This window comes from Kineococcus aurantiacus (assembly GCF_013409345.1).
Lineage (GTDB): Bacteria > Actinomycetota > Actinomycetes > Actinomycetales > Kineococcaceae > Kineococcus > Kineococcus aurantiacus.
The window spans coordinates 754,121-772,608 of sequence record NZ_JACCBB010000001.1; the positions used below are offsets into that span (position 1 = coordinate 754,121).

Consider the following 18,488-nt stretch of genomic DNA (forward strand, 5'->3'; position numbering starts at 1 on the left):
TGCGGTGGGCGGTCTTCGGCGGTGTTCTGCGCGGTTCGGCGCGGTGCGGCGGTGGTCCGACGGTACCCCGCCGTCAGGCGACGGCGGCGGCGGCCAGCGCGTCCCCGACGGCGGCCGTGGAGCGGCCGCCGACCTCCCCGGCGGCGCGGCGGGCCAGGTCGGCGGTGACGGCGGCGTCGACGCGGGCGGCGGCCCCGGTGCGGCCCAGGTGCTCCAGCATCAGCGAGACCGACAGGACCGCGGCCGTCGGGTCGGCCAGCTGCTGCCCGGCGATGTCGGGGGCCGAGCCGTGGACGGGCTCGAACATGCTCGGCGCGGTCCGGTCGGGGTTGACGTTGCCGGAGGCGGCCAGGCCGATGCCGCCGGTCACGGCCGCGGCCAGGTCGGTGAGGATGTCGCCGAAGAGGTTGTCGGTGACGATCACGTCGAAGCGCGCGGGGTCGGTGACCAGGAAGATCGTCGCGGCGTCGACGTGCAGGTAGTCGACGCTCACGTCGGGGAACTCGGCGTGCACGGCCTCGACCGTGCGGCGCCACAGGTGCCCGGCGTGCACGAGCACGTTGTGCTTGTGCACCAGGGTCAGCTTCCGGCGCGGGCGGGCGGCGGCGCGGGCGAAGGCGTCGCGCACGACGCGCTCGACGCCGAACGCGGTGTTGACGCTGACCTCGGTGGCGATCTCGTGCGGGGTCCCCACGCGCAGGGCACCGCCGTTGCCGACGTAGGGCCCCTCGGTGCCCTCGCGCACGACGACGAAGTCGATCTCGCCGGGCTGGCCCAGCGGCGTGGCGACCCCCGGGTACAGCTTGGAGGGCCGCAGGTTCACGTAGTGGTCCAGGGCGAAGCGCAGCTTCAGCAGCAGCCCGCGCTCGAGGACGCCGCTGGGCACGCTGGGGTCCCCGACCGCGCCGAGCAGGATCGCGTCGTGCCCGCGGACCTCCTCCAGGACGCTGTCGGGCAGCGTCTCCCCCGTCCGGTGGTAGAGGCGGGCCCCGAGGTCGTACTCGGTGGTCGCGACCTGCTCGCCCTGCGCGCCGAGCACCGCGGTCAGGACCTTCAGCGCCTCGGCCGTCACCTCCTGGCCGATGCCGTCGCCGGGGATGACTGCCAGTCGCAAGGTGTCCGCCATGCGCGCGAGGGTACTGGACCGTGGCGACGGGGTGTCCAACATGCGGTCACCCGGTCTCAGCATCCGGACCGCACGACGGGTCCCCGTCCCCCCGGGTCTGACCCGGGGAGTCGTCCCGCGGGCCGACGACGGCACCCCGGGCGCCTCCTAGGCTGGGCGGGTGCGAGGGCTGGACGTCGGGGAGCGCGCGGGGCGGGACGCCGGGCGGAACGTCTTCGACCGCGTCGTGGCCTGGACGCGGGCCAACGGCGTCCTCATCGACGCGCTCCTGGCGCTCGCCCTGGCCGCGGTCACCTGGCTGGGCAGCCTCACCGTCACCAGCGGGTTCCTCGCCGGCCTCGTCGCGCTGGGCATGACCCTGCCGCTGGCCGTGCGGCGCCGGTTCCCCGAGGTCAGCGGTGGCCTCGTCGCCTGCTTCGGCCTCGCCCAGCTCGCCCTGCCCGTGCCGTCCTACGGCAACGTCGCCGTCCTGGCGTCGGTGTACGCCCTGGCCGGGTACGCCAGGCCGTGGGCCTCGCGCGGGGGGCTGCTGCTGGGCCTGGCCGGGGCGGTGGTCTGCGCCGTGCGCTACTTCCCCAGCGGCCTCGGGGTCGTCGTCCTGCTCTCGGCCCTCATCGGCTTCTCCGTCCTGGCCAGCTGGTCCCTGGGCAGCCTGCGGCGCGCGCAGCGGCAGAACGAGACCGCCCTCGTCGAGCGCGCGCGGCTGCTGGAGAACGAGCGGGAGAACGAGTCGCGGCTGGCGGCGACGGCCGAGCGCCAGCGCATCGCCCGGGAGGTGCACGACGTCGTGGCGCACTCCCTGTCGGTGATCATCGCCCAGGCCGACGGGGGCCGGTACGCCGCGACGGCCGACCCGGCGGTCGCCGTGCAGGTCCTGGAGACGATCTCCGGCACCGGCCGGCAGGCCCTGGCGGACATGCGGAACCTGCTCGGCGTGCTGCGCCAGGGCCCCGGCGACGAGCGCGCCCCGCAGCCGGACGCCGGCCGGATCGGCGACCTCGTCGAGCAGGTCCGGGCCAGCGGCCTGGAGGTCGACGCCGAGGTGAGCGGCCGGGCCCGGCCACTGCCGCCGGCCATCGGCCTGGCCGCCTACCGGATCGTGCAGGAGTCGCTGACGAACGTCCTCAAGCACGCCGGGCCCCGCGCCCGCGCGCAGGTGCTGGTGCGCTGGGACCCCGACGCGCTGCGGCTCAGCGTCGAGGACGACGGCCGCGGCGCGGCGTCGATGGTCGAGCCGAGCCCGGGCGGGCAGGGACTGGTGGGCATGGCCGAGCGGGCGCGGCTGCACGGCGGCTCGGTGACCACCGGGCCGCGCCCCGGCGGGGGTTTCTCCGTGCGCGCGACGCTTCCCTACAGTTCCTGACGTGAGCGAGAACGTGAGCGAGAAGGGGATCCGCGTGGTCCTCGCCGACGACCAGCAGCTCGTCCGGGCCGGTTTCCGGATGGTCATCGACTCCCAGCCGGACCTCACGGTCGTGGCCGAGGCCTCCGACGGCGCCGACGCCGTGCGGGTCGTGACGGCGACCCCCGCCGACGTCGTCCTCATGGACGTCCGCATGCCGGGCCTGGACGGCATCGAGGCGACGCGGCGGCTCACCACCTCCCTCGGCGAGGCGGCCCCCAAGGTCGTCGTGCTCACGACCTTCGACCTCGACGAGTACGTGGTGTCCGCGATCGGCGCCGGGGCCAGCGGTTTCCTGCTCAAGGACGCGCCGCCGGAGGAGCTGCTCACCGCGATCCGCACGGTCCACTCCGGCGACGCCGTCATCGCGGCCAGTTCCACCCGCCGGCTCCTGCAGCACGTCGGCCCGCTGCTGCGCGCCGGGGCGGCCACGCCCGCGAACGCCCCGCAGGGCCTGCCCACCGACCTCACCCCGCGCGAGCTGGAGGTCCTGGAGTGCATGGCGCACGGCCTGACCAACGGCGAGATCGCCGAGCGGTTCGTCGTCTCCGAGGCCACCGTGAAGACCCACGTCGGGCGGGTGCTGGCCAAGACCCGCTCGCGCGACCGCGTCCAGGCCGTCGTGCTCGCGTTCTCCGCCGGGCTCGTCCAGCCCGGTGAGGTGCTGCGCGACGCGCGGTAGGGAAGGGCCCGGGCCCGCGGGGCGTTCCCCCCACGTGACCCTGGAGCTGTACACGTCCGCCTTCTGCGCCCCGTGCCGCACCGCGCGCCGCGTCGTGCAGGAGGCGGCGCGCCTGGTCCCGGCCGCGCGGGTCCGTGAGACCGACGTCGCCGACGACGTCGAACGCGCTGCGGCGGAACGGATCACCAGCACCCCGACCGTCATCGTGCGCGACGACGCCGGCCGCGAGGTGTTCCGCGCGGCCGGTGCCCCGCGGCTGCCGCAGGTGCTGGCGGCGATGGGCCTGGCGCTGGGGCGCTGACGCGCTGCGGCACGCGGGGGTCACCCGGACAGGCGCTGTCGTCACGGCCCCCGCCGCCCGACCTCCTACACGTCACCCACCGGCTCCGCCGCACCCAGCGCACCACCCGAGAGGTTCTCCCCCGATGGCCGCAGCACTCGCCCCGAACGACCGCCTCGCCGACCACGGCGCCCCGCGCCCGGCCGACGCGCCCCGTCGTGCCAACGCCTCGGTCGCGGTGCTGCCCACCCGTCCCCGCACCCCGCGCGGCCGGATGCTGAACGTGCTGCGGGCCAGGGCGTCGCACTGACGGTGGGGCGGGTGGGGCTCGAACCCACGACCGAGGGATTATGAGTCCCCTGCTCTGACCGACTGAGCTACCGCCCCGCTGCGCGGGACGGTCCCCCCGCAGCGCCGAGGGTACCCGCCCGGGGCCCCCGGTCAGGCCGCCGGCGGAGCCCCGACGAGGGCCGACCGGCCCTGCGCCCACGAGGCCAGCAGGTGCTGCCCGAGCCGTTCGTCGAGCGCGAGCGCCGCCTGGACGCCGAAGACGACGTCGGCGGCCATCGCCGGGTCCTGCGCCACCAGCGGCGCGATGATCCCGTGCCGCACCACCTGCTCGTGCACGGCGTCGGCCTCGACGTGCTCGGCGTAGAAGTGCTCGGTGGCCGGCCCGCAGCCCAGCCGCTGCGCGGCGTCGACGAGCCGCTTCGACCCCGGCGAGGACGTCAGCTCCACGACGGCGAACTGACCGACCAGCGCCCCGCGCAGGCTGCGGTGCAGCCCGAACAGCGACATGAGGTTCACCTCGGCGAGGACGGCCGCGGGCGCCTGGTCGAGGTAGGCGCCGTAGGCGTCGGTGAGCCCGAGCTCGAGCATCATGTCGGCGAACAGCCTGGCGTGCATGCGTTCACCGCGGCCCGCGCCGTACTCGTCGTGCTCGACGGTGACCAGCGCCGCCTTGGCGGCCCCGTCCAGGCGCGGGATGACCCAGGCCTGCGGGTCGGCCTCCTTGAGGTGGTAGACCGAGCGCAGCGCGATGTACTCGCGGAACTGCCACCGCTCCCCCTGCTCGCGCAGGTGGTGCGAGACGCCCCCGGCGCCGTCGTCGGCGACCAGCAGGTTCGCCACCTCGCCGTCCAGGTCGTCACCGCCGGCGACGACCGACCGGAGCGCGGCCAGGAACGGCGCCTCCAGCTCCCCCCGCAGCGCCAGCAGGGCGGGGTCCCACTCCAGGTCGTCCTCGACCCCCGCGAAACCCCGGTAGTGCAGCTCGTAGCAGGTGTACAGCGCCAGCTGCAGGTCCTCGCCCCAGGGGTCGGCGCCCGCGACGTCCACGGCGGGCAGCGCGCCGCCGCGCAGGCGCGTCAGCACCGCGGCGCTGAGGGGGCCGCGCGGCCGGGGCAGGGCGGGGCCGTCCGCGCTCAGGGGCAGCACGTCGGCGAGGGTGTCGGTCACGGGGTCTCCTCCGGGCTGGACGCGGGGCTGGACGAGGGGCTGGGCGAGGGGGCGGGGCGGCGGCGCCGGCGGTGGCTGGTGTCGCACCAGGGGAAGATCTGGCTGCGGCGGCACGCGCACACCGCGGTCACAGGCCGCTCGGAGACGACACGGCGGCCGTCGGGCAGCACGACCTCCAGCGGCCCCTCCACCAGGTAGGGGCCGTCGCCGGTGACGACGAGCCGCTGGGCGGGCTCGTCGGGGCGCTCGGGGTGCACGGGCTCAGACGACACGACCGAACCCCCGCGCCGCCGCACCGCTGGGGACGGGCAGCCGGGCCTCGACCACGACCAGCTCCTCGTGCTCCTGATCGGCCCGCAGCAGCCCCCGGGACCGCAGCAGCTCCGCGCGGGCGCTCATCACGGGCCCGAACGGCTCCGGGGCCCGGGCCGCCACGGCCGCGGTCATGCCGCGGGACCGCAGGTGGCTCAGCGTCGCCTCCTCGCCGGACAGCGTGGACTGCACCAGCAGCAGCCGCCCCCCGGGGACCAGCACCCGGTGCGCCCCGGCGCAGATCCGGTCCAGCAGGGCACGGCCGTCGACACCGGCGTCCCAGGACCGGCCGGGGTGGTGCCGCGGCAGGCGGTCGGTCTCGGCCGGCACGTAGGGCGGGTTGGCCAGGACCAGGTCGAAGCGCTCGTCCTGGACCGGCTCGAACAGGTCCCCGCGCCACACGCGCACGCGGGCGCGGGCCAGCAGCGCGTTGGCCCGCGCGGTCAGCACGGCGCGGTGGGACAGGTCGACGGCCGTCACCCTGCGGGCCCCGGCCCGGACCGCGGCCAGCGCCACCGCCCCACCGCCGGTGCACACGTCGAGGACCGAGCGGCCGCGGGCGTACCCGAGGCGGGCGAGGGTGTCGGTCAGCAGGCGGGTGTCCCCTTGAGCGGGGTAGGTACCGGGCAGGCGCAGGAGCACTGACTCATCGTGTGCCGGGCACGGCCGACGCGCGCGCGGAAACGGTGACGGGGGCGGAAAGCACGAGGGGCGCACCAGCCGGTGCGCCCCTCGTCGTCTGCTCCCGCAGTTGGACTCGAACCAACAACCTGCCGGTTAACAGCCGGCTGCTCTGCCAATTGAGCTATGCGGGACCACTTCTCGTCGCGGTGGTTGACCCGCCGTGACGACTCTCCAACCGTACCAGCCCCCCGGGCCGCTCCGTGCCACCGCCCCGTGCCACCGCCCATGGGCGCACCGGGGCTCAGGCCCCGCCCTGCGCCCGTTCCTGCCACGTCCGGCGCGCCTGCTCCAGCCGGAACAGCTCGGCTGAGGCCGCCTGGTACTCCGCGGCCTGCGCCGAGGGGTCCAGCCGCATCAGGGTGCGGCGGGCGTCGGCGACGGCGCGGGTCGCGGCCTGCCCGGCGAGGGCGGCCACCAGGGAACGCGCCCAGCGCTCCAGCTCCTCCTCGCTGGAGACGGGCAGGTCGCTGGCCGCGAGCTCGTCCACCAGGGCCGCGACCGGGCCCGCGGAGTACTCCAGGACCGCGGCCAGCCACGCCGGCCCCTGCGGCGCCTCCACGGGCCCCCCGGCGGCCACCACCGCGTCGTGGACGGCGCGGTGGCCAGGGGCGCCGAAGGCGTCGGCCCCCAGCGCGTCGAAGACCTCCGCCACCGACCACGGCGCCTGCAGGGCGCAGGCCAGCACCTGCCGCTCCAGCTGGGCCACCGGGTCGGACAGGTCCACGGCCGGGCGCGGGGACGGCGCCGGCTGGGCCGCACCCCGCGGGGCCGGTCCCCGCGGGTGCGGGGTGCCGCCGGAGCCGCCCTGGGCGCTGCGGCGCACCCGGTCCAGCACGAAGCGCTCGTCGAGGAACCCCGTCCAGCGGTCCAGGTTGATGGCGTAGCGCTGCTGCAGGCCCCGGTCGCGGATCGCCCCGACGATGGGCGCGGCCGCGTCCAGCGCCGCCAGCCGGCCGCCCTCGGAGTCCAGGTCGAACCTCTCGATGGTGGAGCGGATGGCGAACTCGAACAGCGGCACCCGGCCCTCCACGAGCTGGGCCACCGCCGTCTCCCCCGCCGACAGGCGCAGCTCGCACGGGTCCTGCCCGCCGGGGGCGACCGCGACGTACGTCTGGGCGCTGAAGCGCTGGTCCAGCTCGTAGGCCTTCATGGCGGCCTTCTGCCCGGCGGCGTCGCCGTCGAAGGTGAAGACGACCTCGGCCGAGGCGTCGGCCTCCCCCAGCATCCGCTGGACGATCCGCGCGTGGTCCTCCCCGAAGGCCGTCCCGCACGTCGCCACGGCCGTCCCGACCCCGGACAGGTGGCAGGCCATGACGTCGGTGTAGCCCTCGACGACGACGACGCGCTTGGTGCGGGCGATCTCCCGCTTGGCCAGGTCCAGCCCGTACAGGGCCTGCGACTTCTTGTAGACCGGCGTCTCGGGCGAGTTCAGGTACTTGGCCTCGATGCGGTCGTCGTCGAACAGCCGGCGCGCGCCGAAGGCGACGGTGTGCCCGGACACGTCGCGGATCGGCCAGACGAGGCGGCCCCGGAACCGGTCGTACAGCCCGCGCTGGCCCTGCCCGGCCAGGCCGGAGGTGACCAGCTCCTCCTCGCCGTACCCCTTGGCGCGCAACTGCCGCAGCAGCGCGTCGCCGGTGCCCGGGGCGAAACCCACCCCGAAGCGCGCGGCGTCCTCGCGGCTGAAGCCGCGGGCGGCCAGGAAGGCCCGCGCGGTCTCGGCCGGCCCGTCGGCCTCCAGCTGGCGGGCGTAGAACTCCTCGGCGACCTGGTGCATGGCCAGCAGCCGCTGGCGCTGGCCGGCGGTGCCCGCGGGGCGCTGGGCGGTGCGGCCGCCGTCGTCGACGTAGCGCAGCTGGACCCCGGCGCGCTGGGCCAGGCGCTCGACGGCGTCGGCGAAGCCCAGGCCGTCGATCTTCATGACGAACTCGATGGCGTCGCCGGACTCCCCGCAGCCGAAGCAGCGCCAGCGACCGGTCGCGGGGCGGACGGTGAAGCTGGGCGTGCGCTCGTCGTGGAAGGGGCACAGGCCCTTGAAGGAGCCCACGCCGCCCGAGCGGAGGGTGACCTGCTCCCCGACGACCTCGTCGAGCCGCACCCGCTCCTTGACCGTCAGCAGATCGTCTGGATGGATGCGCCCGGCCACGGGGGGAGTGTAGGCGCCGGGCCCGACACGGACGGGTGGCAGGATCGCCCCGTGAGCAGTGAGCAGAGCAGCGAGCGCAGCACCGACCGCAGCTGGGGCTTCCGCACCCGCGCCGTCCACGCCGGGGCCGTCCCGGAGCCGACGACGGGCGCGCGGGCGGTCCCGATCTTCCAGACGACCAGCTTCGTCTTCGAGGACGCCGCCGACGCCGCGAACCTCTTCGCGCTGCAGAAGTACGGCAACATCTACTCGCGCATCTCCAACCCCACCGTCGCCGCCCTGGAGGAGCGGGTCGCCTCCCTCGAGGGCGGTCTGGGGGCCCTGGCCTGCGCCAGCGGGCAGTCCGCGGAGTTCCTCACCTTCGCCGCACTGGCCGGCGCCGGGGACCACGTCGTCGCCTCGAACAACCTCTACGGCGGGACGGTCACCCAGCTCGACGTCACGCTGCGCCGCTTCGGCGTCGACACGGTGTTCGTCGACCCCGAGCCGGAGACCGTGCGCGCGGCCATCACCGACCGCACGCGGTTCGTCTTCACCGAGCTGGTCGCCAACCCCTCCACGGTGGTCGCCGACGTCCGGGCGCTGGCCGACGTCGCCCACGAGGCCGGGATCCCGCTCGTCGTCGACGCCACGACGGCCACCCCGTACCTGTGCCGGCCCATCGAGCACGGCGCGGACATCGTCATCCACTCCGCGACGAAGTTCCTCGGCGGCCACGGCACGACGCTGGGCGGCGTCGTCGTCGACGCCGGCACCTTCCCGTGGGACAACGGCAAGTTCCCCGCGATGACCGAACCGGTCGCCTCCTACGGGGGGCTGTCGTGGTGGGGGAACTTCGCCGAGTACGGGTTCCTCACCAAGCTGCGCAGCGAGCAGCTGCGCGACATCGGCGCGACGCTGTCGCCGCACTCGGCGTTCCTGCTGCTCATGGGCGTCGAGACGCTGCCGCAGCGGATGCGCGAGCACGTCGCCAACGCCCGCAGGGTCGCCGCCTGGCTGGAGGCCGACGAGCGGGTGTCCTGGGTGCGCTACTCCGGGCTGCCCTCGCACCCGCACCACGCGCGCGCGGAGAAGTACCTGCCCGAAGGTCCCGGCGCGGTGTTCTCCTTCGGCGTCGTCGGCGGCCGCGCGGCCGGGGAGCGGTTCATCGACAGCGTCCAGCTCTGCTCGCACCTGGCGAACATCGGCGACGCCCGCACGCTCGTCCTGCACCCGGCCTCCACGACGCACCAGCAGCTGTCGGCCGAGCAGCTGACCTCGGCCGGGGTGCCGGAGGACCTCATCCGGATCAGCGTGGGTCTGGAGGACGTCGAGGACGTCCTGTGGGACCTGGACCAGGCCCTGTCCGCCGCCGTGAAGGAGAACCGGTGACCGAGCAGCACCTCCCCGACGCGAGCCTCGACACCGGCAGCGTCGCCGCCCCGCAGGCCCTGCGGGAGGCCGCGGCCGACGCCGCCGCCGCGACCGGCTCCAAGGACGCCCCCGCCGCGTCGGGGTCGTCGGGGTCCTGGACCGCGCCCAGCGCCGGTGAGCGGCTGCGGATCCTGCGCCGCACGAAGACCGTCGCGATCCTGGGCGCCTCGAACAAGCCCTCGCGCGCCTCGTACTTCGTCGAGACGTACCTGCTGGCCGACTCCGACTTCGAGCTGTGGTTCGTCAACCCCAACGAGACCGAGGTTCTGGGCCGGCCCAGCTACCCGTCGTTGGAGGCACTGCCCGGGGTCCCCGACCTCGTCGACGTGTTCCGCCGCCCCAGCGAGCTGGACGCCGTCCTCGACGACGTCATCGCCGTCGGCTCGCCGGTGATGTGGATGCAGCTGGGCCTGGCCGACGAGGCCGTGGCCCGGCGCGGGGCCGAGCACGGGGTGACGGTCGTCATGAACCGCTGCCTGAAGATCGAGCACGCCCGCTTCCACGGCGGGCTGCACCTGGCCGGTTTCGACACGGGCGTGATCTCCTCCCGGCGCCGGGCCCGCTGAGGCCCGGCCCCGGGCTCAGGCCGTGAGCCGGTCGTGCCAGGCCAGCGCCGACACGTCCGTCAGCGACGCCACCTGGTCCACCACGACCCGCAGGCGGGCGGCGTCGTCGACGGCGTCGTGGTGGTCCTCGCGGAACGGCGGCTCCAGGACGTCCGGGCCCTGCTCGACGAGGGCGGCCACGAGCTCGTGCAGCAGCTCGCGCTGGCGGGCGTAGAACGGCTGCCGCTCCTGGGCGCTCATGACGAACGTCGCCGCGACGCCCTTGAGCACCGCGACCTCCAGGGCCGTCTCCTCGGGCACCACCACGTCGGCGGCGTACCGGGTCAGCCGGCCGTCGCCGTGGCGCGCGCGGGTCGCGTGCTCGGCGGCGTTGGCGAACCGGCCGATGAGCTGGGACGTCATGTCCTTCAGCGCCGCCAGGTGGCGGCGGCCGCCGAACACCTCCCCCGGCTGCTCCGCGGCCCAGAACCGGGACGAGGACAGCCGCCACAGCGCGGCGTCGACGGCCTCGTCGGAGGCGTCAGCGACGTACCAGTCGCGGACCTGGGCGGCCACGCGGGCGCGGATCTCGGCCCGCTGCAACCAGTCCAGCCGCACGTGCCCCGCGACGACGGCGTCCTCGACGTCGTGGACCGAGTACGCGACGTCGTCGGCGAAGTCCATGACCTGCGCCTCGACGCACGGGCGGTTCTCCGGGGCCCCGTCGCGCAGCCACGCGAAGACGTCGGCGTCGTCGGCGTAGGCGCCGAACTTGGACGTGGCGCGCGGCGCCTTGCCGTGCAGCCACGGGTACTTCGTGGCGGCGTCCAGGCTGGCGCGGGTCAGGTTCAGCCCGACGGGTGAGCCGTCGGCGGCGACCGACTTCGGTTCCAGCCGGGTCAGGATCCGCAGCGTCTGCGCGTTGCCCTCGAACCCGCCGACGTGCGCCGCGGCCTCGGCGAGCGCCCGCTCACCGTTGTGCCCGAACGGCGGGTGCCCCAGGTCGTGCGCCAGGCACGCGGTGTCGACGACGTCGGGGTCGCAGCCGAGCGCGGCGCCCAGCTCGCGGCCGACCTGGGCGACCTCGAGGGAGTGGGTCAGCCGGTTGCGGACGAAGTCGTCGGTGCCCGGCCCGACGACCTGCGTCTTGGCCGCCAGCCGCCGCAGCGCCGAGGAGTGCAGGACGCGGGCGCGGTCGCGCATGAACGCGCTGCGGGCGTGCGTCTTGGGCGGTTCGGGCGCCCAGCGCGCGACGTCGGCCGCCGCGTAGCCCGGGCCGTCGCCGCTCATCCGCCGGACACCGACAGCTCGGCCTGGCGGATCATCTCGGCGGCGACGCCGGTCAGCTCCTGGCTCTCGAGCCAGCCCTCGGGCAGGGCGACCTTCGCCTGCGGCGACCCGGCGCGGCCCCGGGCCCCCTCGGCGGCCTCCCCCGGGTAGGGCTGGTCGAGGTCGAGGTCGGCGATGAGCTCGTCGAGGGCGTCGAGGGTGTCGACGAGACCGAGCTTGGCGCGCATGTCCCCGCCGACGGCGTAGCCCTTGAAGTACCAGGAGACGTGCTTGCGGATGTCCCGGCAGCCGCGCAGCTCGTCCTCGTAGAAGTCGCACAGCAGCTCGGCGTGCCGGCGCAGCACGCGGGTCACCTCCCGCAGCCCCGGCTTGACGCGCTCGGGGCGGCCCGCGAAACCGGCTTCGAGGTCGGCGAACAGCCAGGGCCGGCCCAGGCAGCCGCGGCCCACGACCACCCCGTCGACCCCGGTGCGCCGCACCATCTCCAGGGCGTCCTCGGCGCTCCAGACGTCGCCGTTGCCCAGGACGGGGATCGTGGTGACGGTGTCGCGCAGCCGCGCGATGGCGTCCCAGTCGGCCGTGCCGGAGTAGTGCTGGGAGGCCGTCCGGCCGTGCAGCGCGACGGCCGCGACGCCCTCCTCCTCGGCGGCCTTGCCGGCCTGCAGGTAGGTCAGGTGGTCGTCGTCGATGCCCTTGCGCATCTTCACGGTCAGCGGGACGCCGCCCTTGGCGGCCTCCCGCACGGCGCCGCGGACGATGTCGCGGAACAGCCCGGCCTTCCACGGCAGCGCCGACCCGCCGCCCTTGCGGGTGACCTTGGGGACGGGGCAGCCGAAGTTGAGGTCGACGTGGTCGGCGAGGTCCTCGGCGACGATCATCTCGACGGCCTTGGCGACGGTGAGCGGGTCGACGCCGTAGAGCTGCAGGCTGCGCGGGGACTCGTCGGGTTCGAAGGTGATGAGCCGCATGGTCTCGGGGGTGCGCTCGACGAGGGCGCGCGAGGTGATCATCTCGCTGACGTAGAAGCCCTCACCCTGCTCGCGGCACAGCCGGCGGTACGCGGAGTTGGTGATCCCGGCCATCGGCGCCAGGACGACGGGCGTCGAGGAGACGAGCGGGCCGATCCTCAGCGGCCGGGCGGCGGTCAGCGTGGGTGCACTCACGCCCCCATTGTGACCGCTTCGGCGGGTGCCGGGCGGCCGGCGCCGCCGGGCTCGGGCACGGACAGCACGGGGCAGGGGGCGTCGAGGACGACGAGGCGGGCGCGGCCGCCCAGGAGGTCGTCGACGCCGCGGCGGGCCAGGCCCACGACGAGCAGCGCGGCGCGCTCGCGCTCGGCGAGGTCGAGCAGGGCCTCGGTGAGGTCGGCGCCCTCCGGCGGCAGCCGCACGTCGAGACCGCCCAGCGCGGTGCGGCAGCGCAGCAGCAGGCCGTCGGGCAGCGGCGCGGCGGCCACGACGGTCAGGGCGCCGCGGCGCAGCCGGGCCTGGGCGAGCGCCTCGAGGACGGCGTGCTCGTCGCCCGGTTCGTAGCCGACGACCACCAGGGGGTGCTGGACCGGGCGCTGCGGGTGGTGGTGCCTCGGATCGCACATCAGGACGCTCCCTCGCGACGGTGGATCTGCTCCGGGTGTGGACCCTAGAATCACGACAAGCGCTTGCGCAAGCGCTTGTCCGGGGTGTTGCGAGACCGTGACGGTCCGGTTCCGGCGGAGGCGAGGAGGCTGACGACCGTGGTGACGATGGCGGACGTGGCGCGGCTGGCGGGGGTGAACGCGTCGACGGTCTCGCACGTGCTCAACGGCACCCGGACCGTCAGCGGACCCACCCGGGAGGCCGTGCTCGACGCGGTCGCCCGCACCGGCTACCGGCAGAACACCCTGGCGCGGTCTCTGGCCCGCTCCTCCACGACGACCCTGGGCCTGGCCAGCCGGTTCGTCTCCAACCCGCACTTCGCCGACCTGGTGACCTCCATCGAGTCCACCGCCCGGCGCGCCGGCTACTCCCTCGTCCTGGCCGACACCCACGACGACCCCGCGCAGGAGCTGCGCGCCGTCCACGAGCTCGCCGACCGCCGCGTCGACGGGCTGCTCCTGGCCCCCTCCGTGCACGCCGTCGACGAGGCCCTGCCCTTCCTGGCCCGCGCGGGGATCCCCACCGTCCTGCTGGACCGCTTCGCCGACTGCGTCTTCGACCAGGTCGCGCCCGAGAACACCGACGCGACGGCCCTGCTCACCGCCCACCTCGCCGACGCCGGGCACACGTCCGTGGCGTTCGTGGCCGGCCTGGCCGGGCTCAGCTCCACGTCCGAGCGCACCGCCGGGTTCCACCGCGTCGTCCGCGAGCGGGGCCTGGACGGCGTGGTGCTCGACGGCCGCAGCGAGACCCCCGTGGCCGAGGCCGCCGTCCTGTCGGCGTTCGCCTCCCCCGGCCACCCCACCGCCGTCGTCGTGGGCAACAACTCCATGACCGTCGGGGCGCTGCGCGCCCTGCGGACCCTGCGCCTGCGCATCCCGGACGACGTCGCCCTCGTCTGCTACGACGACCCCGAGTGGGCCGACCTCGTCGACCCGCCCCTGACCGCGATCCACCAGGACGTGCCCGCGATGGCGACCCGCGCCGTCACGATGATCCTCGAGCGCCTGGCCGGCACGGCCCCCGCCGCCCCCCGCCGCGAACGCATCCGCCCCACCTTCCGGCACCGCGCCTCCTGCGGCTGTGCCGGGCCGGTCCGCCACGACCGCGGGGAGCTCCTCACCCCCGTGCCGTGAGGGGTGCCGCGGGCCGGGAGGTCCACGCGAAGACGGCCAGGCCGGCGACCAGGCCCCAGAACGCGCTGCCGACGCCGGCGAAGGTGAGGCCGGAGGCGACCACGGCGAACGTCAGGCCCGCGGTGAGGCGGTGGGCGGCGTCGGCGAGCGCGGAGACGAGGCCGCCGACGAAGGAGTCCAGCAGGGCCAGGCCGGCGACGGCTTCGACGAGGACGGGGTCGGTGTCCCCCACGAGGGCGGCGATGGGTGCGGCCAGCAGCCCCAGCAGCAGGTAGCCCGCGCCGCCGGCGAGCGCCGCGATCCAGCGGCGGGAGGGGTCGCGGCCGGCACCGGGGCCGGCGATGATGCCGGCGGCCAGGGCGGACAGGTTCACGGCGTGCCCGCCGAACAGGGCCGCGGCGCCGCTGCCCAGGCCCGCGCCGAGCAGGACCCGGCCGGTGGGGACGTCGCGGTAGCCCAGGGTCTCCAGGATGGTGAACCCGGGGATGTTCTGCCCGGCCATGGTCACGACGTACAGCGGGACCCCGAGGGAGACCAGGACGAAGGGGTCGAGGGCGGGGACGACGGGGACCAGGTGCGGGGTCCACGGCAGCGAGGCCGGTCCGGGCAGCCCGGCGACGGTGAACCCGAGGGCGAGGACCATCGCGGCGGGCACCGCGGCGGCGGGGGCCAGCCGGCGCAGCGCGAGCCAGACGAGGACGACGCACGCGGCCGCGAGGGGCCGGGCGCCGACGGCGGTGACGGGGGCCAGGCACAGGGGGAACAGCACCCCGGCCAGCAGCGCCCCGGCCACGGGGGTGGGGACGCGCCGCACGAGCCGGGCCAGCGCGGGCCAGGCGCCGGTGACGACGACGAGCAGGGCGCACAGGAGGAAGGCCCCGACGGCGGCCTCGATCGACCCGGTCCGCCCCTGCGCGGCGACGAGGAGCGCGGCCCCGGGGGTGGACCACACGAACGACAGCGGCAGCCGCGTCCGCCACGACAGCAGGCACGCCACGGCGCACTGGGCCAGGCACAGCGCGAGCAGCCCGGAGGCGGCCTGCCGCGGGCTCGCGCCGACGGCGGTGAACCCGGCGAGCACCAGGACGAAGGAGGAGGCGAAGCCGGTGACGGCGGCGACGGCACCGGCCGAGACGGGCCGGGTGAGCCCGCCGGGTCGGCGGTGCCTGCTGGGGCGGTGGTCCACGGGCCCCGATCCAACCACCGGCGCGGGCCCCGCCCGTCCCGCCGGGGCGGGGCGGGCGGGGCGGGCGGGTGGGCGGGGACCCTCAGGCGCCGAGCAGGCGCGACCCCAGCCACTGCGTGACCTGGGACAGGCCGACGCGTTCCTGGGCCATGGTGTCGCGCTCGCGGATGGTCACGGCCTGGTCCTCGAGGGTGTCGAAGTCGACCGTGATGCAGTACGGCGTGCCGACCTCGTCGTGCCGGCGGTAGCGGCGGCCGATGGCGCCGGCGTCGTCGAACTCCACGTTCCAGTGCTTGCGCAGCTCCGCGGCGAGGTCCTTGGCCTTGGGGGACAGCTGCTCGTTGCGCGAGAGCGGGAACACCGCGGCCTTGACGGGCGCGAGGCGGTGGTCCAGGCGCAGGACGGTGCGCTTGTCCACGCCGCCCTTGGTGTTGGGCGCCTCGTCCTCGGTGTAGGCGTCGACGAGGAAGGCCATGAGGGAGCGCGTCAGGCCGGCCGCGGGTTCGATGACGTAGGGCACCCAGCGCTCGCCCTTGGTCTGGTCGAAGTAGGACAGGTCGACGCCGGACTCCTTGGAGTGCGTCGACAGGTCGTAGTCGGTGCGGTTGGCGATGCCCTCCAGCTCGCCCCACTCCGACCCCTGGAACCCGAAGCGGTACTCGATGTCGACGGTCCGCTTGGAGTAGTGCGACAGCTTCTCCTGCGCGTGCTCGTAGAAGCGCAGGTTGCCCGGGTCGATGCCCAGGCCGGTGTACCAGGACATGCGCTCGTCGAGCCAGTACTGGTGCCACTGCTCGTCGGTGCCGGGCTCGACGAAGAACTCCATCTCCATCTGCTCGAACTCGCGGGTGCGGAAGATGAAGTTGCCGGGGGTGATCTCGTTGCGGAAGCTCTTGCCGATCTGGCCGATGCCGAACGGCGGCTTCTTGCGGGCCGAGCCCATGACGTTGGCGAAGTTCACGAAGATGCCCTGGGCGGTCTCGGGGCGCAGGTAGTGCAGCCCCTCCTCGTTGTCGACGGCGCCGAGGTAGGTCTTCATGAGGCCCGAGAAGTCCTTGGGCTCGGTCCACTGCCCGCGCACGCCGGTGTCGGGGTCGGGCACGTCGGCCAGGCCGTTGACCGGCGGGTGGCCGTGCTTGGCCTCGTAGGCCTCCAGGAGGTGGTCGGCGCGGTAGCGCTTGTGCGTCTGCAGCGACTCCACCAGGGGGTCGGTGAAGACGGCGACGTGGCCGGAGGCCTCCCACACGCGGCGGGGCAGGATGACGGCGGAGTCCAGGCCCACGACGTCGTCGCGGGTGGAGACCATGGTCCGCCACCACTGGCGCTTGATGTTCTCCTTCAGCTCCACGCCGAGGGGGCCGTAGTCCCAGGCGGAGCGGGTCCCGCCGTAGATCTCCCCCGACGGGAACACGAAACCTCGGCGCTTGGCGAGGTTGATGACGGCGTCGAGGCGGGATGCGGCCACGCTGGGGTCTCCTGTCCGGCTGGGTGTCGGCGGTGCGCCCGCTCGGGGTCGGCGGGCACCGGCACGAGGTTACGCGCTGAGCGAGCAGCGGCGCCCGCGGCCTGCCGCCGACCGGGCGACGACGTAGGGTGTCCTGACCGCCCGGTGCCGTCCGGGCACGACGAGCACGAGGAGGACGAGGACCCGTGTCGGCGCCCGCCCGTCGGTCCACGAAGCAGCGCTCGGCCGTCTCCGCCGTCCTCGACGAGGCCGACGCCTTCCTCTCGGCCCAGGACCTGCACGCCCGGCTGCGCGAGCGCGGCGAGAACGTGGGGCTGGCGACGGTCTACCGCGCCCTGCAGGTCCTGGCGCAGGACGGCGACGTCGACGTCCTGCGCACCGACGACGGCGGCGAGGCCGTGTACCGGCGGTGCAGCACGGGCCACCACCACCACCTCGTGTGCCGGCGCTGCGGCGCGACGGTCGAGGTCGAGGGTCCGCAGGTGGAGACGTGGGCCCGGCGCGTGGGCGCCGAGCACGGCTTCACGGCCGTCCAGCACGTCGTGGAGGTCTTCGGCGTCTGCGCGGAGTGCTCCGCCCGGGCCTGAGGCCCTGCCCGGCCGCGCTCAGCGGTCCCCGAGCCACGGTTCGAGGCCGTCGTGCGGCGCGGTCCAGGCCGCGCTCTCGGCGGGGGTGGCCAGGATCCGCCCGAACGCGGCGCTGACCCGCTCGGCGTCGCCGGCGTCGACGCCGGTGACGACGAGCCGGGTGTGCGGGCGTTCCCCGCGCCGGGCGTCCCACTCCCCCGCGGTGCCGATGCTGACCTGACCGCCGGCCCCGTCCCAGGCGCACACGACCCCGGGCCGCGAGGGCACCCAGAACACCCCGCGGGCCCGCAGCCGGCCGGCGCCGACGGCCTCGACCTCCTCGAGCAGCCGCCGGGGGTGCAGCGCCGAGCCGGCCCGCAGGTCCAGCGTGAAGACGCCGAGCCGGTCGTCGGCCCCGCTGGGCCGCGCGGCGCGCGGGTCGCTGCGCCGCAACGGGTCCGGCGTCGGGGCCCGGCGGGTGGCGAGCAGGTCGGCGGCGTCGGCGGCGAGCAGGTCGGCCACGACGCTGCCGGGGGCGGTGACGTGGTCGAGCAGCACCGCGGAGCGCCGGGGCAGGTCGCCGTCGACGAGGACGAGGTCGGCCTCGTCGAGCTGGTGGGCCAGCACCTCCCCCACCGCGCGCTCGGAGCCGGGCAGCAGCTCGTCGCCGAGCAGGTCCTCCAGCAGGGTCGGGCCGTGGGTGACGGCGACGACGCCGCCGACGCTCACGAGGTCGGCCAGGGCGTCCGCGCCGTCGTGGCCCAGGGCGAGCGCCTGCAGGGCCGCGAGCGGTTCGGCGGCGGCGGGCAGGGCGAGCACGAGCCGGGTGAAGCGCCCGCCGCGGGCGGCGGCGGCGACCGTGGGCAGGACGTCCTCGCGCAGGGCGCAGCCCAAGCACGTGTGCTCCAGGGGGACCCGGACGTCCTCCAGGACGCGGCCGAACTCGCTGACGAGCCGGTGCAGGCCGTCGTCGTGCAGGTCGTAGCGCAGCAGCCCGGTGCCGGGCTCGCCCCACAGCGCGGCGGCGGTGGCGCTGTCGCGCAGCACGGGGTCCATCGAGGTCAGCAGGGTCACGGGAAGCGGCACGCGGCACTCCTCATCGAGGATCGTTGTCGAGAACGGTTCTCAGGTAGGGGACGCTAGCAGACGCCCGACGCGCCCCG

At 75.4% G+C, this 18,488-nt stretch carries 19 protein-coding genes and 2 tRNA genes; 8 read left to right on the forward strand and 13 right to left on the reverse strand.

Features of this window, described 5'->3' with window-relative positions:
- Positions 1-73: 73 nt before the first annotated feature.
- A complete protein-coding gene (locus BJ968_RS03620) occupies positions 74-1,126 on the reverse strand; it encodes a 3-isopropylmalate dehydrogenase (RefSeq protein WP_179749295.1) in 1,053 nt (350 codons plus the stop codon).
- Between the two features lie 160 nt (positions 1,127-1,286).
- On the opposite strand from BJ968_RS03620, the gene BJ968_RS03625 reads away from it, so the two are divergent.
- The 4 genes from BJ968_RS03625 (at position 1,287) to BJ968_RS03640 (ending at position 3,800) form a co-directional block, all read left to right on the forward strand.
- Complete coding sequence (locus BJ968_RS03625) at positions 1,287-2,489, forward strand: sensor histidine kinase (RefSeq protein ID WP_343077789.1); 1,203 nt, start codon at positions 1,287-1,289, stop codon at positions 2,487-2,489.
- A 1-nt stretch (position 2,490) separates the two neighbouring features.
- Complete coding sequence (locus BJ968_RS03630; RefSeq protein ID WP_343077790.1) at positions 2,491-3,210, forward strand: response regulator transcription factor; 720 nt, start codon at positions 2,491-2,493, stop codon at positions 3,208-3,210.
- A 34-nt stretch (positions 3,211-3,244) separates the two neighbouring features.
- On the forward strand, positions 3,245-3,511 hold the full coding sequence (locus BJ968_RS03635; protein ID WP_179749297.1) for a thioredoxin domain-containing protein: 267 nt from the start codon (positions 3,245-3,247) through the stop codon (positions 3,509-3,511).
- Positions 3,512-3,635: 124 nt separating this feature from the next.
- Positions 3,636-3,800 carry a hypothetical protein gene (locus tag BJ968_RS03640; RefSeq protein WP_179749299.1) on the forward strand — a complete coding sequence of 55 codons (165 nt, stop codon included), beginning with the start codon at positions 3,636-3,638 and terminating at the stop codon, positions 3,798-3,800.
- A 3-nt stretch (positions 3,801-3,803) separates the two neighbouring features.
- Here BJ968_RS03640 and BJ968_RS03645 read toward each other — a convergent pair.
- From BJ968_RS03645 to dnaG, 6 genes are all read right to left on the reverse strand, one after another.
- Positions 3,804-3,877 (reverse strand) — tRNA-Ile (locus BJ968_RS03645).
- A gap of 54 nt (positions 3,878-3,931) precedes the next feature.
- Positions 3,932-4,927: an iron-containing redox enzyme family protein gene (locus BJ968_RS03650; RefSeq protein ID WP_179756155.1), complete on the reverse strand. Its 996-nt coding sequence runs from the start codon at positions 4,925-4,927 to the stop codon at positions 3,932-3,934.
- 17 nt (positions 4,928-4,944) lie between these two features.
- On the reverse strand, positions 4,945-5,220 hold the full coding sequence (locus tag BJ968_RS03655; protein ID WP_179749301.1) for a CDGSH iron-sulfur domain-containing protein: 276 nt from the start codon (positions 5,218-5,220) through the stop codon (positions 4,945-4,947).
- Positions 5,210-5,902: a HemK2/MTQ2 family protein methyltransferase gene (locus BJ968_RS03660; RefSeq protein WP_179749303.1), complete on the reverse strand. Its 693-nt coding sequence runs from the start codon at positions 5,900-5,902 to the stop codon at positions 5,210-5,212. Before BJ968_RS03660 ends, BJ968_RS03655 begins: the two co-directional genes overlap by 11 nt.
- Positions 5,903-6,002: 100 nt before the next feature.
- Positions 6,003-6,075 (reverse strand) — tRNA-Asn (locus tag BJ968_RS03665).
- Between the two features lie 110 nt (positions 6,076-6,185).
- A complete protein-coding gene (dnaG, locus tag BJ968_RS03670; protein WP_179749305.1) occupies positions 6,186-8,090 on the reverse strand; it encodes a DNA primase in 1,905 nt (634 codons plus the stop codon).
- A 51-nt stretch (positions 8,091-8,141) separates the two neighbouring features.
- Between dnaG and BJ968_RS03675 the strand changes: the two genes are divergently transcribed.
- Entirely contained in the window at positions 8,142-9,461 is a 1,320-nt protein-coding gene (locus BJ968_RS03675) for an aminotransferase class V-fold PLP-dependent enzyme (RefSeq protein WP_179749307.1), read from the forward strand.
- On the forward strand, positions 9,458-10,069 hold the full coding sequence (locus BJ968_RS03680) for a CoA-binding protein (RefSeq protein WP_343077792.1): 612 nt from the start codon (positions 9,458-9,460) through the stop codon (positions 10,067-10,069). The genes BJ968_RS03675 and BJ968_RS03680 overlap by 4 nt, the downstream gene beginning before the upstream one ends.
- 15 nt (positions 10,070-10,084) lie before the next feature.
- On the opposite strand, the gene BJ968_RS03685 is transcribed toward BJ968_RS03680, so the two are convergent.
- From BJ968_RS03685 to BJ968_RS03695, 3 genes are read right to left on the reverse strand one after another with little or no spacing between them, the layout of a single operon-like run.
- Positions 10,085-11,338, reverse strand: a complete 1,254-nt coding sequence (locus BJ968_RS03685) for a deoxyguanosinetriphosphate triphosphohydrolase (RefSeq protein WP_179749310.1) — start codon at positions 11,336-11,338, stop codon at positions 10,085-10,087.
- The gene (gene dusB, locus BJ968_RS03690; protein WP_179749312.1) at positions 11,335-12,501 is read right to left on the reverse strand and encodes a tRNA dihydrouridine synthase DusB; all 1,167 of its coding nucleotides are present in this window, start codon (positions 12,499-12,501) and stop codon (positions 11,335-11,337) included. Before dusB ends, BJ968_RS03685 begins: the two co-directional genes overlap by 4 nt.
- On the reverse strand, positions 12,498-12,932 hold the full coding sequence (locus tag BJ968_RS03695; protein ID WP_179749314.1) for a universal stress protein: 435 nt from the start codon (positions 12,930-12,932) through the stop codon (positions 12,498-12,500). Before BJ968_RS03695 ends, dusB begins: the two co-directional genes overlap by 4 nt.
- A 147-nt stretch (positions 12,933-13,079) precedes the next feature.
- Between BJ968_RS03695 and BJ968_RS03700 the strand changes: the two genes are divergently transcribed.
- Positions 13,080-14,108 carry a LacI family DNA-binding transcriptional regulator gene (locus BJ968_RS03700; RefSeq protein ID WP_218884757.1) on the forward strand — a complete coding sequence of 343 codons (1,029 nt, stop codon included), beginning with the start codon at positions 13,080-13,082 and terminating at the stop codon, positions 14,106-14,108.
- Here BJ968_RS03700 and BJ968_RS03705 read toward each other — a convergent pair.
- Positions 14,092-15,294 (reverse strand): benzoate/H(+) symporter BenE family transporter, encoded by a 1,203-nt coding sequence (locus BJ968_RS03705; RefSeq protein WP_179749318.1) that lies wholly within the window; start codon positions 15,292-15,294, stop codon positions 14,092-14,094. The two genes, BJ968_RS03700 and BJ968_RS03705, sit on opposite strands and share 17 nt — an antisense overlap.
- An 82-nt stretch (positions 15,295-15,376) precedes the next feature.
- Complete coding sequence (locus tag BJ968_RS03710; RefSeq protein WP_179749320.1) at positions 15,377-16,759, reverse strand: glycine--tRNA ligase; 1,383 nt, start codon at positions 16,757-16,759, stop codon at positions 15,377-15,379.
- Positions 16,760-16,944: 185 nt separating this feature from the next.
- On the opposite strand from BJ968_RS03710, the gene BJ968_RS03715 reads away from it, so the two are divergent.
- Positions 16,945-17,346 carry a transcriptional repressor gene (locus BJ968_RS03715; protein ID WP_179749322.1) on the forward strand — a complete coding sequence of 134 codons (402 nt, stop codon included), beginning with the start codon at positions 16,945-16,947 and terminating at the stop codon, positions 17,344-17,346.
- A gap of 18 nt (positions 17,347-17,364) precedes the next feature.
- Here the strand turns inward: BJ968_RS03715 and BJ968_RS03720 are convergent, their stop codons facing one another.
- Entirely contained in the window at positions 17,365-18,411 is a 1,047-nt protein-coding gene (locus BJ968_RS03720; protein ID WP_179749324.1) for a GTP-binding protein, read from the reverse strand.
- Positions 18,412-18,488 lie beyond the last annotated feature (77 nt).